Here is a 14,383-nt window from a genome sequence, read left to right on the forward strand (position 1 = left end):
AATTTGTTCGGCGAAAGCGGTCTTCAGCAGCGGCTCGTTAGCCCAGCTTTGTACCAGAGCCACTCGAGCCTGAACCAAGGCTGCGCGACGGCGGAAAAGGCTCAGCAGCTGGCGATACAGCGCAGATGGCGGGGTCCAGGGATGGAGCTCATGCCCTTCGTTTTTCAGGTAACGAGCCAGCAGCTTGGCGTCCAGCGCGTCAGTTTTGGCGCGGATTTTTACGCCTTCGCGGTAATGATGCAGTTCATAACCGCCCACCATGTAGATCTCGCAGCCGGCCTCATAGGCCAGATCAGCGAATTCCAGGTGATAGATATTGGTCGACTCAATGGCTACAGCGACGGGCCCCGGCAATGCTTTCAACCACCTTTTGATGGCCGCTTTGTCGTTGGGAATCGCTGTCAGTACATCAAGTTCGGCGTGATAGATCACCAGTTCGTTCTTGGCGACATCCACGCCCACCATCGGCTTTGTGACAGAAACCGGCATTGCCATTGAAAATTCTCCGGGCTAAGGTTTGAACACTTGAAGGGTTCACCCAGAGGCGCAGGCTTGTTCCTATCGTCGGTTTAGGCCAGATGCATTCTTTATCGGCGCTTGGGTGAAAGGAGGAGGGGCGAAATCTCCCACGGTCTGTACTGCGGCTAACAGTCAGAATCGAGCCTTGTCCCTCCTCCTCCCTTCAAGTCCTACCATACAAGCGAGCTTGCTCGCGATAGCAGTGTGTCAGTCAATGAAGTGTTGACTGAAGATTCGCTATCGCGAGCAAGCTCGCTCCCACAGGGATGATGTTGCGGCCAGGATCAGTAGACATCCCGCCGATACCGCCCCTGCTCGATCAGTCGCTCCACTTCCTCGCGCCCCAGCACGTTGTTGAGCACGTGATCGACCCCGGATGCCATGCCCTGCAAGCTGCCGCAAACATAGATCGCCGCGCCGTCGGCCAGCCATTGCTTGAGCAGCGCGGCCGATTCCAGCAGACGGTCCTGGACGTAGATCTTCTGCTTCTGATCCCGGGAGAAGGCCAGGTCCAGGCGCTCCAGGTCGCCGGAGGTCACCCATTCCTGCAACTCATCGCGGCAGTGGAAATCGTGTTCGCGGTTGCGCTCGCCAAACAGCAGCCAGTTGCGCTGCATGCCCTCGGTGACGCGCGCCTTGAGCAGGCTGCGCAGGCCCGCCAGGCCGGTGCCGTTGCCCAGCAGGATCATTGGCACGCCCTGGGGCGGCAGATGGAAGCTGCTGTTGCGGCGCAGCCGCAGGCTGATGGCGCTGCCCAGTGGTGCGTGTTCGGTCAGCCAGCCGGAGCCGACGCCCAGGCTGCCGTCGATGTGACGTTCCTGGCGCACGATCAGCTCCAGCACGCCGTCGGCCGGGATCGAGGCGATGGAGTATTCGCGCATGGCCAGCGGTGCCAGCGCCTCCACCAGCGCCTGGGCATGCAGGCCGACCAGGTGGGCGCGGTTTTCCGGCAACTGGCGGGTCGCCAGGGCCTGATTGAGGCTCTGGGACAGGCCGTCGACTTGCACGCGCGCCTGGCCGGAGAGGCCGAGGCCATCGAGGAAATGTTCGATGGCCCAGAGGTCATTGCGCGGCAGGATCTCCACCAGGTCACCGGCCAGCCAACTGCTCGGCCCGGGGGCGGTGAGGCCCAGCAGGTACACGCCCGAGCCGCTGCTGTCGGGGTTCAGCAGGGTGCGTTGGCTGAGCGTCCAGTTTTCAAAACTGGGGGGCTGCCAGGTGTCGGCCGGCGCCTGTCCGGTCAGTTCGGCCAGTTGTTGTTGCCAGTGACGCAGGGCGTAAGGGTCGCCGCTGTCGACTTCCACCGGCGCGAACAGGGTCTTGCCGCCGTGTTCCGCCAGCCAGGCGTGCAGGCGCCGGGCGAAACCGCAGAAGTGTTCATATTGCCGGTCGCCCAGGCCCAGCACCGAATACTGCAAGCGCTCCAGGCTCAAGGCCTGGCCCAGCACCTTGCGTTCGAAACCGCGGGCACTGTCCGGCCCTTCGCCGTCGCCAAAGGTGCTGACGACAAACAGCGCGTGGGTGGCGTTGTTCAGGTCTTGCTCGCGAACATCGGCCAATGGCTGGACCTTCACGGGCAAGCCGGCGGCTTGGAGTTGGCCGGCAGTCTGCCAGGCCAGTCGCTCGGCGAAACCGCTTTGGCTGGCGAAACCGATCAGCCAGGCCGGCGCATCGGTCGGGTTGGCGCTCAGGGCCTGGCGGGCGTTTCTGGCCTGGCGTTTCTTGCGGCGACGGTCCAGGTACAGCAACCAGCCGGTGATGAAGAACAGCGGCATGGTCAGCGCGGCGACGGTCACCAGGATCCGCCCGACCAGGCCGAAGTAGCTGCCGATATGCAGGGCATAGACACTGGTCAGCAACTGCGCCTTGAGGCTCTTGTCGCTGTAGCGGCTATGCCGGCTGATGACGCCGGTGGCCGGGTCGAGGATGAGCTGGTTCAGCGCCCGGTCGTGAGGTGAGTTTTTCAGCAGGTAGAACACGGTCGCCGGCTGCCCGGCCACGGGCGGCATGCGCACGTTGTAGGCGGACAGGCCCGGGCCGGCGGCGCTGTAGATGCTGCTCCACATGGCCCGGTAATCGGCCACGGGCAGTGGGCCGCTTGGCGCTGGGCCGCGATTGCGCACCCGTTCCTCTTCTGGCGCGTCGGAAAGCAGGCGGGTCACGCCTTTGTTGTACCAGTCGTAGGACCAGGTCAGCCCGGTCAGTGCCGCCAGCAGATAGAACATCAGGCACCAGGTACCCGCCACCGAGTGCAGGTCCCAATTGAAGCTACGACCTTTTTTCCCCCAGTCGAGGGTCAGCCAGGCGCGCCAGCTTTTCCATTGGCGCGGCCAACGCAGGTACAGCCCGGACAGGCAGAAGAACACCAAGATCAGTGTGCAGGCCCCGGTGATTTGCCGGCCCACGTCATCCAGGGTCAAGACGCGGTGCAGCCTGAGCATCAGGCCAAAGAAATCCTGGCCGGTCACCTCACCCATGAACTGTGCGGTGTAGGGGTCGAAATAGCGCATGGCATCACGTTTTTCCCCGGGCGGCGCCGCGAAGATCACCCGGGCGGCGTTGCCGCTGTCGGTCTCGACCCAGAGCAGGGCGACGGTCTTGCCGGAGGCGGCTTCGATCTGCTCCACCAACTCGGCGGGCGGCAACACACCGGCCGGTTGTTTCTCGACCGTCAGCACCTGCGGGTTCAAGGCCCGCAGGATTTCATCCTGAAACGACACCACTGCCCCGGTAACGCCCATCAACGCCAGGACCAGCCCGGCACTGATGCCGAAAAACCAGTGCAACTGGAACAGGGTTTTCTTCAACACGTCGCCCGCCTTGTTCATCTATTACTGTTCATCACGGTGCGCATTATGCCGTGTGTTATCGAGAAGCATTCATAAACACACCTAAAAGGTGCCGATCAGTGATGAGGTGAGCGACAAAATCCCACAGGGGAAACGCGGTCTCATCAAGAACAGAAACAAAAAAACGGCGCTTTCCATTTCTGGAAAAACGCCGTTTTCTATTACGCGACAGGGCCGGAACGATGGACGTTCAAGCGCCCGAACGCATTACACGTAAAACGATTTCAGCGGCGGAAAGCCGTTGAATTCCACCGCGCTATAGCTGGTGGTATAGGCCCCGGTCGACAACCAGTACAGGCGATCGCCAATGGCCAGGTTCAACGGCAGACCGTACTTGTAGTTTTCATACATGATGTCGGCGCTGTCGCAGGTCGGCCCGGCGATGACCACTTCTTCCATCTCGCCTTTTTTCTCGGTCCAGATCGGGAACTTGATGGCTTCGTCCATGGTTTCGATCAGGCCAGAGAACTTGCCCACATCCGTGTACACCCAACGCTCGACAGCGGTACGGGACTTGCGCGCCACCAACACCACTTCGCTGACCAGGATACCGGCGTTGGCGATCAACGAACGGCCCGGCTCCAGGATGATTTCCGGCAGGTCGTCGCCGAAGTCTTCCTTGAGGAAGCGGATGATTTCCTCGGCGTAGGTGTCCAGGCTGTTGGTGCGGGTGATGTAGTTGGCCGGGAAGCCGCCACCCATGTTGATCAGCTTCAAGACGATGCCGTCTTCTTCCTTCAGACGCTCGAAGATCACCTTGACCTTGGCGATGGCCGCGTCCCAGACGCTGATGTCGCGCTGTTGCGAGCCGACGTGGAACGAAATGCCGTACGGCACCAGGCCCAGGTCGCGGGCCAGGATCAGCAGGTCCATGGCCATGTCGGTCTGGCAGCCGAACTTGCGCGACAACGGCCAGTCAGCGGTGGTCGAGCCTTCGGTGAGGATCCGCACATAGACCTTCGAACCCGGCGCGGCCTTGGCGATGTTGCGCAGGTCGGCTTCGGAGTCGGTGGCATACAAGCGCACGCCCTTCTCGTAGAAGTAGCGAATGTCGCGGGATTTCTTGATGGTGTTGCCGTAGCTGATCTGGTCCGGGCCCACGCCACGGCTCATGACTTTATCCAGCTCGTAGATCGAGGCGATGTCGAAGTTCGAGCCTTTGTCCTTGAGCAGGTCGATGATTTCCACCGCCGGGTTGGCCTTGACGGCGTAGTAGACCTTGGCGAATTCGAAACCGGCGCGCAGGTCGTCATAGGCCTGGGAGATCATCGCGGTGTCGATCACCACGAACGGGGTTTCCTGCTTGTCGGCGAACGCTTTCATTTTCTGGAAAGTTTCGCGCGCGAAATAATCTTCGACCTGGATCGACATACTTGGGACTCCTACTGGCAAACATCAGGATCAATGGGTGTGAGGGCAAGCAGCCCTCGTGAACGTCCTCCGTATCCCCACTTTGGTTCGCCTACTTCCCAAGGCATGTCGCCGAAAGCAAAAAGGCCACGGGATAGATGATTCCCTTGGCCTTGCTGTCTCGTCGTCAGTACTTGAGCCGGATGGATCGTTTCCAGCATGGACGTTCGGCGCGAACTTTAGGGCGTGAGGGGCCTGAGATCAACTAAAAATGTCGCGTTTTTGCACACATCCGTCGTGCGGCCCGCGACAGCTCATGATGTAACCGACCTGCGTGACAGATTGATGTTCCCGCTGGATGGATAATCGGGGCGTTTCGGGGAGAAACACCATTTTGGTGACCGCCCCGGAAACTGTGGGAGCCGAGCTTGCTCGCGATAGCGGCGGCACAGCCAGCACTACCGCCAACTGACCCACCGCTATCGCGAGCAAGCTCGGCTCCCACAGGGTTCGTTGGGGCGATCAGGCCTGCGCAATCTCCGCCGGCGAAACGATGCTGGTCTTGCCCCCACGGGATTTCCCGGAACTCAGGTACTCGGCAATCGATTCCTGGGTCACTTCCCCGAGGAACACCCGTTCGGCGTCCATCACCGGCAGCCACGAGCGGTTGAACTCGTACATGCGCGACAGCAGGATCCGCAGGTGTTCGTCGTAGGCCGCGGTGGCGTTGAATTCGCGCAGGTATTGCGCGCAGGTGCCGGTCTGGCGGTACAGGTCGCGCCGTCGCACATAACCCAGGGCCTTGTTCTCGGCACAGGTGACCACCACGTAGCGACGGTCATGTTCGTCCATCAGCTCCAGCGCCTCGCTCACCGGGGTTTCGGGGCTGACCGACGGCGCGTTGTCGGCGGCGTCTTCGGCCTTGACCAGCAACAGGCGCTTGAGCGTGCTGTCCTGGCCGACGAAACTGCTGACGAACTCGTCGGCCGGATGCGCCAGCAGGGTATCCGGATGATCGCACTGGACCAGCTTGCCGGCGCGGAAGATCGCAATCTTGTCCCCCAGCTTGATCGCCTCGTCGATGTCATGGCTGACCATGATCACGGTCTTGTTCAGCGCCCGCTGCATTTCGAAGAACTCGTTCTGGATCATCTCGCGGTTGATCGGGTCCACCGCGCCGAAGGGTTCATCCATCAGCAACAGCGGCGCATCGGCCGCCAGGGCCCGGATCACGCCGATCCGTTGCTGCTGGCCACCCGACAGCTCGCGAGGGTAGCGATGCAGGTACTGCTTGGGCTCGAGCTTGATCATGCTCATCAGTTCGCGGGCACGGTCGTGGCACTTCTGTTTGTCCCAGCCCAGCAGGCGCGGGACCACGGTGATGTTTTCCTCGATGGTCATGTTCGGGAACAGGCCGATCTGCTGGATCACGTAGCCGATGTTGCGGCGCAAGGTCACTTCGTCCAGGCCGGTGGTGTCTTCGCCGTTGATCAATACCTTGCCCGAGGTGGGCGGGATCAGGCGGTTGATCATCTTCAGCGTGGTGCTTTTGCCACAGCCCGACGGCCCGAGGAACACGCAGATCTCGCCTTCGTTGACGATCAGGTTCACCGAGTCGACGGCCTTGACGTCCTTGCCGTTGCTCTTGAAGGTTTTGCTGAGGTTTTGAAGTTCGATCATTTCAATAGTCCTTTTGGGGTCAGCGAGCGTTGCAGCCATTGCAGAAGCAGGTCGGCGAAGATGGCCAGGAGACTGACCAGCACGGCGCCGACGATCAGCATCGACATGTCGCTGCGGCTGATGGAAGCGAGGATGAGCACACCCAGGCCACCGGCGCCGATGGTGGCGGCGATGGTCATGACGCCGATGTTCATGACCACGGCGGTGCGTACGCCGGCCAGGATCACCGGCACGGCGATGGGCAGTTCGACCATGCGCAGGCGCTGGGCGAAGGTCATGCCGATACCGCGGGCGGCTTCACGGATGCCCGGTTCGACGCCGGTCAAGGCCAGGTAGGTATTGCGCATGATCGGCAGCAACGAATAGAGAAACACCGCGGTGATCGCCGGCATCGGCCCCAGGCCCTGGCCGAACTTGGAATAGAACGGCAACAACAGGCCGAACAGGGCAATCGACGGAATTGTCAGCAGCACCGTGGCGCTGGCCTGCAAGGGGCCGGCGAGCGCCGGGAAGCGGGTCATGAAGATGCCCAGGGGCACGCCGACGACAATCGCCAGGGTCACGGCGATGCCCACCAGGGTGATGTGCTGCCAGGTCAGGTGCAGCACCAGCGGCCAGTCCAGATGGGAAAAGGCGTCAAGAAAATCCATGGCTTTTCCTCCAGGTCATTGGGTTGAGAGCAGCGAATGTTGGCGCAGGAAATCGGCGGCAACGGCGGAGGGGCTTTCATGGTTGACGTCCACGCGGGCGTTGAGCTGGCGCATGGTTGCATCGTCGAACAACTCGGCCAGGGGCTTGAGCTGCGCGGCCAGTTGCGGGTGCGTGTCGAGGAACGCCTGGCGTACCACCGGCGCGGCGGTGTAGTCGGGGAAGTAGTGCTTGTCGTCTTCCAGCAACTTCAGCTTGAACGCGTTCAGCCGGCCGTCGGTGGTGTACACCAGGCCGGCGAACACCTGGCTGTTGCGCAGGGCGGTGTAGACCAGGCCCGCGTCCATCTGCCGGATATTCTTGCGGGTCAGGTTCATGCCGTACTGCTCCACCATGCCCGCCAGGCCGTCGGAACGGTTGGCGAACTCGGTGTCCAGAGCCACCAGATGATTGTCATCGGCTTCGGCCTGCAACACCGTGTTCAATTGGCTGATGGAATTGATCTGCGGATATTTCTGCGCGACTTTTTCCGGCAGCGCCAAGGCGTAGGTGTTGCTGAATTTCGACGGTGCCAGCCAGGCCAGGCCCTTTTTGGCGTCGAGTTCTTTCACCCGGGCGTAGGACTGGGCGCTGTCGAGTTTTTCCGTGACGTGGTTGTAGGCCACCAGCGACACGCCGGTGTATTCCCACAGCAGGTCCAATTGTCCGGTTTCATGGGCGCTGCGGGCCAGGTTGCTGCCCAGGCCGCCGGTGATCTGCGCGTCGTAGCCTTTGCTGCGCAGGTATTGCGCGGTGATTTCCGCCAGCAGTGTCTGCTCGGTGAATACCCGGGCGCCGAGGCGGATCAGCGGTTTTTCAGCCGCTTGGGCGACCCCTGCGAACAGCAGGACACAGCCCAATATCAAGCTCAACTTCTTCATAAACGATTTCCTTTTTCCAGCCGGCTTATGACGGTCGCAGACCGCGTTCCAGCCAGAGGCGGCTGGCCAGTGTCACCAGGCCGTCGAGCAGCAGCGCCAGCAGGGCGGTGCAGGCCGCGCCGAGCAACAGCTGCGGCTGGTTGTTCAAGGCGATGCCGGGGAAGATCAGGCTGCCGAGGCTGTTGGCGCCGATCAGGAACGCCAGGGGCGCGGTGCCGACGTTGATCGCCAGGGCCACGCGCACGCCACCGACGATGATCGGCACGGCGTTGGGCAACTCGACTTTCCACAGCACCTGGCGTGGGGTCATGCCGATGCCGACGGCAGCTTCCTTGAGGGAGCCCTGGACATTCTTCAGGCCTTCATAGGTGTTGCGCACGATGGGCAGCAGCGAGGCGAGGAACAGGGCGAAGATGGCAGGCCCGCTGCCGATGCCCAGGATACCCAGGGCGATGGCCAGCACGGCCAGGGGCGGTACCGTATTGCCGATGTTGAACACTTGCATGAAGCGTTCGGCGCGCCCGACCAGGCCGGGGCGGCTGAGGGCGATGCCAGCGGGGATGCCGACAACCAGGGCCGCCAGCATGGAGGCCAATACAAGCATCAAGTGCGCTTGCAGGTAAAACAGCAGATCGTCGCGGTAGCGTTGGATCGTATCGATGCCGATCCAGTGGATCAACAGGGCCAGGAGCGCGACGACGACCGCACCCCCGATAAGCCCTTTGCCATAGCGGATAGCCACAGGCGGACTCCTTTGTCTTTCAGTCGGCGCACGCTTTCCCGGGCGGCAAACCATCACTGGTTGCCGGAAAAACGTTCGCGAGAAGCAGCTCTTTTCGAGGCCGGTAAACGGTCGTCGAAGTGAGCCATGAGCGCAGCCTCGTCAGGCTAACTTGCTGATTTTTCAGCCCCTGACGGTTGCTCGTATCAGGGGGGTGGACGTCTCCACGCGGCAAAAGGTTCCCATGCAAGGAATGATCTGGCCACCCTGGATGTGCTCAACGGTTCGGTTCCTGGCACAAGTTGAGCTATAATCGCCGCCCTTTTTTGAATCACCTGCCAGGCGATTTCCCATGACCAAACAGGCCGCCGAAGTCGCGAAACGCCGCACTTTCGCCATTATTTCCCACCCCGATGCCGGTAAGACCACCATCACCGAAAAGCTCTTGCTGATGGGCAAGGCGATTGCGGTCGCCGGCACGGTGAAGTCTCGCAAGTCCGATCGCCATGCCACCTCCGACTGGATGGAAATGGAAAAACAACGGGGTATCTCCATTACCACGTCGGTCATGCAGTTCCCGTATCGCGACCACATGATCAACCTGCTCGACACCCCGGGCCACGAAGACTTCTCCGAAGACACCTACCGCACCCTGACGGCAGTGGACTCGGCCTTGATGGTCCTCGACGGCGGTAAAGGCGTCGAACCACGGACCATCGCGCTGATGGACGTCTGCCGCCTGCGGGACACGCCGATCGTCAGTTTCATCAACAAACTCGACCGCGACATCCGCGACCCGATCGAACTGCTCGACGAGATCGAAGCGGTCCTGAAGATCAAGGCGGCGCCGATCACCTGGCCGATCGGTTGCTACCGCGACTTCAAGGGCGTGTACCACCTGGCCGACGACTACATCATTGTCTACACCGCCGGTCACGGGCACGAGCGCACCGACGTCAAGATCATCGAGAAGCTCGACTCCGACGAGGCCCGCGCGCATCTGGGCGATGAGTACGAGCGTTTCGTCGAGCAGTTGGAGCTGGTGCAGGGCGCCTGCCATGAGTTCAACCAGCAGGAGTTCCTCGACGGCCAACTGACCCCGGTGTTCTTCGGTACCGCCCTGGGCAACTTCGGTGTGGACCATGTGCTCGACGCCGTTGTGGACTGGGCCCCGCGCCCGCTGCCACGCGTCGCCAACGAGCGCACCGTGGAACCGGTGGAAGAGAAGTTCTCGGGCTTTGTGTTCAAGATCCAGGCGAACATGGACCCCAAGCACCGCGACCGTATCGCCTTCATGCGCATCTGCTCCGGCAAATACGACAAGGGCATGAAGATGCGCCACGTGCGCACCGGCAAGGACGTGCGCATCGGCGACGCCTTGACCTTCTTCTCCTCGGAACGCGAGCAACTGGAAGAAGCCTTCGCCGGTGACATCATCGGCCTGCACAACCACGGCACCATCCAGATCGGCGACACCTTCACCGAAGGCGAAGCCCTGGGTTTCACCGGCATCCCGCACTTCGCCCCGGAACTGTTCCGCCGCGTACGCCTGAAGGACCCGCTCAAGTCCAAGCAGTTGCGCCAGGGTCTGCAGCAGCTGGCCGAAGAGGGCGCGACCCAGGTGTTCTTCCCGGAGCGCAGCAACGACATCATCCTCGGCGCCGTTGGTGTGCTGCAGTTCGATGTGGTCGCCAGCCGCTTGAAAGAGGAATACAAGGTCGAATGCTCCTATGAGCCAATCACCGTGTACTCCGCCCGTTGGGTCGAATGTGGCGACAAGAAGAAACTTGAGGAATTCTCCAACAAGGCTGTGGAAAACCTCGCCTTGGACGGCGGCGGTCACCTGACCTACCTGGCCCCGACCCGGGTCAACCTGGCGCTGATGGAAGAGCGCTGGCCGGATGTGAAATTCCGCGCGACCCGTGAGCATCACTAAGCATCAAGAGTGACCCATTGTGGGAGCGAGCTTGCTCGCGATAGCAGTGGGTCAGCTTGCCTGGATGTTGGATGTGCTGCCGTCATCGCGAGCAAGCTCGCTCCCACATTGGTTTTGTGCCAATCCTCAATCACTCGATCACTCATGACCCCCTGTGGGAGCGAGCTTGCTCGCGATGGCGGTGGGTCAGCTTGCCTGGATGTTGGATGTGTTGCCGTCATCGCGAGCAAGCTCGCTCCCACACTGGGTTTTGGCGGTTAGTTGGATTGGAGATAACCCTTATTCGAAAGCAATCTGTCGAGCAGCGGCATTTCTGGCTGTGATGCAGCGTCCTATCTGGTGAACCGGCCTGTTCAGAACTAGATTTCTTGAGCGCCGTCGGCCTCGGCTTCATCCGGAAAAGAAGGAGTTGGCTATGAACAAGCTGCTACGCATGATGTTTTTGCTGAAGGTTTTGGTGATGCTGTCCCTGGGCTCTACCGCCGCATGGGCCGAATGCGATGAGCATGAGCAGCACGCGTCGAGTGGGCAAGTGGCGCAAGGCGAGATGATGCTTGCCGCGACCACCACAGAGGAGTCGGGTGATCAGGATGATGACTCACCCATCGACCAGGATCCTGAAGGCGGCGGGGATAGTGGTGATGGTGGTGAGGGCGACGATGCCGACGAAGGCGATAGCCAGACGTAGAATCGAGGTCAATAAAAAACCCTCCTGCCCGGCTGTTGCTTCGTCGGGCGGAGGGTTTTTCATGTACTCAGCCTGATGCATCACCCGTGGCGAGGGAGCTTGCTCCCGCTGGACTGCACAGCAGGCCCAAAAGGAAGGTCCGCTTCGCGGCCTAGCGGGAGCAAGCTCCCTCGCCACACGTGCTCTATCTGCCTTTTGCCTTACGCCGCTCCTTCGAGGAACCGCTCGGCGTAGTGACAGGCCACCAGACGGTTGTCGAGCGGGCGAAGCGCCGGTTCTTCGGTCTTGCAGCGCTCGGTGGCGTACGGGCAGCGTTTGTGGAAGGCGCAGCCGGACGGTGGGTTGAGCGGGTTGGGCAGTTCGCCAACGATCTTGATCTTCGGCTTGTTCGGGTCCGGGTGGATGGTCGGCGTGGCCGACAGCAGCGCCTGGGTGTACGGGTGCAGCGGGCGGCTGTAGATGGACTCATTGGGGCCCATTTCCACCGGACGACCGAGGTACATCACCATCACGTCATCGGCCACGTGTTGCACCACCGCCAGGTTGTGGGAAATGAACACGTAGGCGGTGTTGAACTCCTGCTGCAAGTCCATGAACAGGTTCAGTACCTGGGCCTGGATCGACACGTCCAGCGCCGACGTCGGTTCGTCCGCCACCAGCACCTTGGGTTGCAGCATCATGGCGCGGGCCAGGGCGATGCGCTGGCGCTGGCCGCCGGAGAACATGTGCGGGTAGCGCTGGTAATGCTCGGGGCGCAGGCCCACCTGCTTCATCATCGCCTGGACTTTTTCCCGCCGTTCGGTGGCCGACAGGCTGGTATTGATCAACAACGGCTCGGCCAGCTGATCGCCGATCTTCTGCCGCGGGTTGAGGGATGCATAGGGGCTCTGGAACACCATCTGCACGTCTTTGCGCAATTGCTTGCGTTCGGCCTTGTTGGCGCCGGTCACTTCCTGGCCGGCGATTTTCAAGGAGCCGGAGGACGGTTCTTCGATCAGCGTCAGGGCCCGGGCCAGGGTGGATTTGCCGCAACCGGATTCACCCACCACGGCCAGGGTCTTGCCGGCTTCCAGTTCGAACGACACACCGTTGAGGGCGCGCACGGTCGCATGGCCCTTGAACATGCCACGGGACACTTCGTAATGACGGGTCAGGTCACGGGCGGTAAGTACGACGGCCATCACGCCACCTCCTGGTTCAACGGGTAGAAGCAGCGGGCGAGGCTGTTGGATTTCGCATCGAGGGCCGGGCGTTGTTGCCGGCAGTTGTCCTGCACGTACGGGCAGCGCGGCGACAGCAGGCAGCCTTGCGGACGGTCATAGCGACCGGGCACGATGCCCGGCAGGGTCGCCAGGCGCTCGGCGCCCATGCTGTGCTCCGGAATCGCCGCCAGCAGCGCTTCGCTGTACGGGTGGGCCGGAATGTCGAACAGTTGCGGCACCTGGCCCACTTCCACGGCCTGGCCGGCGTACATCACGCACACGCGCTGGGCGGTTTCAGCCACCACGGCCAGGTCATGGGTGATCAGCACCAGGCCCATGTCCTGTTCTTTTTGCAGGGCCAGCAGCAGGTCCATGATCTGGGCCTGGATGGTTACGTCGAGGGCGGTGGTCGGTTCGTCGGCGATCAACAGTTTCGGCTCGCCGGCAATGGCCATGGCAATTGCCACCCGCTGGCTCATACCCCCGGACAACTGATGCGGGTAGGCGTCCATGCGGCTGGCGGCGCCAGGGATCTCGACTTTTTCCAGCAGTTCGATGGCGCGTTTGCGGGCAGCCTTGCTGGACATCTTCAGGTGCAGGCGCAGCACTTCTTCGATCTGGAAACCCACGGTGTAGCTGGGGTTGAGCGCGGTCATCGGGTCCTGGAAGACCATCGCCAGGTCCTTGCCGACGATCTGCCGGCGCTGGCGGTTGCTCAGCTTGAGCATGTTCTTGCCGTCGAAGTTCAGTGCATCGGCGGTGACGATGCCGGGGTGCTCGATCAGGCCCATCAGCGCCATCATGGTCACGGATTTACCCGAGCCCGATTCGCCGACGATCGCCAGGACTTCGCCTTTTTCCACGCTCAGGTCCAGGCCATCGACCACCGGCACGGCGGTGGCGTCGCCGAAGCGAACGTTGAGATTCTTGATTTCTAGCAGTGACATGGGAATCTCCTCAGGCGGCATTCTTGAGTTTCGGGTCCAGCGCATCGCGCAGACCGTCGCCCATCAGGTTGATTGCCAGCACGCTGAGCAAAATGGTCAAGCCAGGCAGGCTCACGACCCACCAGGCGCGTTCGATGTAGTCCCGGGCCGAGGCCAGCATGGTGCCCCACTCCGGGGTGGGCGGCTGTACGCCGAGGCCGAGGAAGCCCAGGGCGGCGGCGTCGAGGATCGCCGAGGAAAAGCTCAGCGTTGCCTGGACGATCAGCGGTGCCATGCAGTTGGGCAGCACGGTGATGAACATCAGGCGCGGCAGGCCGGCACCGGCCAGGCGGGCGGCGGTCACGTAGTCGCGGTTCAGTTCGCCCATCACGGCGGCGCGGGTCAGGCGCACGTAGGACGGCAGCGAGACGATGGCGATGGCGATCACGGTGTTGATCAGGCCTGGGCCGAGGATGGCGACAATCGCCACGGCCAGCAGCAGCGAAGGCAGGGCCAGCATGATGTCCATCAGGCGCATGATGGTCGGGCCGAGGATGCGCGGGAAGAACCCGGCGAACAGCCCCAGCAGGATGCCCGGGATCAGCGACATCACCACCGACGACAAACCGATCAGCAGCGACAGGCGCGAACCCTGGATCAGGCGCGACAGCAAATCGCGGCCCAGTTCGTCGGTGCCCAGCAGGAACTGGATCTGCCCGCCTTCAAGCCACGCCGGCGGCGTCAGCAGGAAGTCGCGGTACTGCTCGCTCGGGTCGTGAGGCGCGACCCATGGCGCGAAGAGCGCGCAGAACACCACCAGGATCATGAACAGCAGCCCGGCCACGGCGCCCTTGTTGCGGGAAAATGCGTGCCAGAATTCTTTGTACGGGGACGGGTACAGCAGGCTTTGATCGACTGCTACCGCGGTAGTTGGAGTACTCATG

General features: G+C 62.0%; 12 protein-coding genes. 2 read left to right on the forward strand and 10 right to left on the reverse strand.

Going from position 1 to position 14,383, the window contains the following annotated elements; translation table 11 throughout:
• The 7 genes from IB266_RS13020 to IB266_RS13050 form a co-directional block, all read right to left on the reverse strand.
• A partial coding sequence (locus IB266_RS13020) for an IS110 family transposase (protein WP_192261454.1) occupies positions 1-495 on the reverse strand: 495 nt, incomplete at its 3' end.
• A gap of 308 nt (positions 496-803) precedes the next feature.
• Complete coding sequence (locus IB266_RS13025) at positions 804-3,329, reverse strand: PepSY domain-containing protein (protein ID WP_192261575.1); 2,526 nt, start codon at positions 3,327-3,329, stop codon at positions 804-806.
• Positions 3,330-3,575: 246 nt separating this feature from the next.
• A complete protein-coding gene (locus IB266_RS13030) occupies positions 3,576-4,739 on the reverse strand; it encodes a type III PLP-dependent enzyme (RefSeq protein WP_060739200.1) in 1,164 nt (387 codons plus the stop codon).
• A 501-nt stretch (positions 4,740-5,240) separates the two neighbouring features.
• A complete protein-coding gene (locus IB266_RS13035; protein ID WP_192261455.1) occupies positions 5,241-6,398 on the reverse strand; it encodes a betaine/proline/choline family ABC transporter ATP-binding protein in 1,158 nt (385 codons plus the stop codon).
• Positions 6,395-7,048, reverse strand: a complete 654-nt coding sequence (locus IB266_RS13040; protein WP_060739198.1) for an ABC transporter permease — start codon at positions 7,046-7,048, stop codon at positions 6,395-6,397. Before IB266_RS13040 ends, IB266_RS13035 begins: the two co-directional genes overlap by 4 nt.
• 15 nt (positions 7,049-7,063) lie before the next feature.
• Positions 7,064-7,966: a glycine betaine ABC transporter substrate-binding protein gene (locus IB266_RS13045; protein ID WP_192261456.1), complete on the reverse strand. Its 903-nt coding sequence runs from the start codon at positions 7,964-7,966 to the stop codon at positions 7,064-7,066.
• A 25-nt stretch (positions 7,967-7,991) separates the two neighbouring features.
• A complete protein-coding gene (locus tag IB266_RS13050; protein ID WP_092176970.1) occupies positions 7,992-8,708 on the reverse strand; it encodes an ABC transporter permease in 717 nt (238 codons plus the stop codon).
• 331 nt (positions 8,709-9,039) lie between these two features.
• Here IB266_RS13050 and IB266_RS13055 point away from each other — a divergent pair, with 331 nt between their 5' ends.
• Both IB266_RS13055 and IB266_RS13060 read left to right on the forward strand, forming a co-directional pair.
• On the forward strand, positions 9,040-10,623 hold the full coding sequence (locus tag IB266_RS13055) for a peptide chain release factor 3 (protein ID WP_192261457.1): 1,584 nt from the start codon (positions 9,040-9,042) through the stop codon (positions 10,621-10,623).
• A gap of 415 nt (positions 10,624-11,038) precedes the next feature.
• A complete protein-coding gene (locus tag IB266_RS13060) occupies positions 11,039-11,311 on the forward strand; it encodes a hypothetical protein (protein ID WP_192261458.1) in 273 nt (90 codons plus the stop codon).
• A gap of 200 nt (positions 11,312-11,511) precedes the next feature.
• Here IB266_RS13060 and IB266_RS13065 read toward each other — a convergent pair whose 3' ends face one another.
• Genes IB266_RS13065 through IB266_RS13075 form a run of 3 tightly spaced genes read right to left on the reverse strand, consistent with a single transcriptional unit; the run spans position 11,512 to position 14,382 of the window.
• Complete coding sequence (locus tag IB266_RS13065; RefSeq protein WP_053179966.1) at positions 11,512-12,492, reverse strand: peptide ABC transporter ATP-binding protein; 981 nt, start codon at positions 12,490-12,492, stop codon at positions 11,512-11,514.
• The gene (locus IB266_RS13070) at positions 12,492-13,460 is read right to left on the reverse strand and encodes an ABC transporter ATP-binding protein (protein ID WP_192261459.1); all 969 of its coding nucleotides are present in this window, start codon (positions 13,458-13,460) and stop codon (positions 12,492-12,494) included. Before IB266_RS13070 ends, IB266_RS13065 begins: the two co-directional genes overlap by 1 nt.
• Positions 13,461-13,470: 10 nt before the next feature.
• A complete protein-coding gene (locus IB266_RS13075) occupies positions 13,471-14,382 on the reverse strand; it encodes an ABC transporter permease subunit (protein WP_060739191.1) in 912 nt (303 codons plus the stop codon).
• Position 14,383: the final 1 nt, after the last annotated feature.

The organism is Pseudomonas sp. Pdm06, assembly GCF_014851795.1.
GTDB lineage: Bacteria > Pseudomonadota > Gammaproteobacteria > Pseudomonadales > Pseudomonadaceae > Aquipseudomonas > Aquipseudomonas fluorescens_AA.

Bases quoted from the DNA above. Each gene is read 5' to 3' on its own strand.
- IB266_RS13030 (WP_060739200.1), bottom strand. From the start codon at position 4,739: ATGTCGATCCAGGTCGAAGATTATTTCGCGCGCGAAACTTTCCAGAAA.
- IB266_RS13035 (WP_192261455.1), bottom strand. From the start codon at position 6,398: ATGATCGAACTTCAAAACCTCAGCAAAACCTTCAAGAGCAACGGCAAG.
- IB266_RS13040 (WP_060739198.1), bottom strand. From the start codon at position 7,048: ATGGATTTTCTTGACGCCTTTTCCCATCTGGACTGGCCGCTGGTGCTG.
- IB266_RS13045 (WP_192261456.1), bottom strand. From the start codon at position 7,966: ATGAAGAAGTTGAGCTTGATATTGGGCTGTGTCCTGCTGTTCGCAGGG.
- IB266_RS13055 (WP_192261457.1), top strand. From the start codon at position 9,040: ATGACCAAACAGGCCGCCGAAGTCGCGAAACGCCGCACTTTCGCCATT.
- IB266_RS13060 (WP_192261458.1), top strand. From the start codon at position 11,039: ATGAACAAGCTGCTACGCATGATGTTTTTGCTGAAGGTTTTGGTGATG.
- IB266_RS13065 (WP_053179966.1), bottom strand. From the start codon at position 12,492: ATGGCCGTCGTACTTACCGCCCGTGACCTGACCCGTCATTACGAAGTG.
- IB266_RS13070 (WP_192261459.1), bottom strand. From the start codon at position 13,460: ATGTCACTGCTAGAAATCAAGAATCTCAACGTTCGCTTCGGCGACGCC.
- IB266_RS13075 (WP_060739191.1), bottom strand. From the start codon at position 14,382: ATGAGTACTCCAACTACCGCGGTAGCAGTCGATCAAAGCCTGCTGTAC.